Origin of the sequence: Bartonella vinsonii subsp. vinsonii (assembly GCF_902825235.1) — a bacterium.
Taxonomy (GTDB): domain Bacteria; phylum Pseudomonadota; class Alphaproteobacteria; order Rhizobiales; family Rhizobiaceae; genus Bartonella; species Bartonella vinsonii.
This window is the reverse complement of the sequence record NZ_CADEAJ010000090.1, coordinates 1-315: the sequence shown is the minus strand read 5'-3', so window position 1 is coordinate 315 and position 315 is coordinate 1. Positions and strand designations below refer to the sequence as shown.

Annotated in this window: 1 protein-coding gene; it reads left to right on the top strand. The window is 48.9% G+C overall.

Annotated elements, in window-relative coordinates; all coding sequences use genetic code 11:
* Positions 1-315 (top strand): two-partner secretion domain-containing protein (locus J7R12_RS08780; RefSeq protein ID WP_208439089.1); only part of this gene is annotated, 315 nt, incomplete at both ends.

Here is a 315-nt window from a genome sequence, read left to right as displayed (position 1 = left end):
AACGCAGCGCGCTTAATGGTCCAGCGGAAGTTTTTGGGCGCCAAGCTGATGTGATTATAGCCAATCCCAATGGCATAAGTTGTGATGGTTGTGGTTTTATCAATACGCCCCATGCGACCTTAACCACAGGTGTCCCCGAAATTGATGCGAGTGGTTTTTTGAAAGGCTTTGAGGTGCGAGGTGGGGATATCACCTTTGGAGCAAAGGGAGCCAATTTTTTCTCTGGCAAGGGGGCTGTTGATATTGTTGATATTGTTTCACGCACGGTGCATTTTGAAGGAGCTGTTGCGGGCAAGGATATTGGGGTGAGTGCTG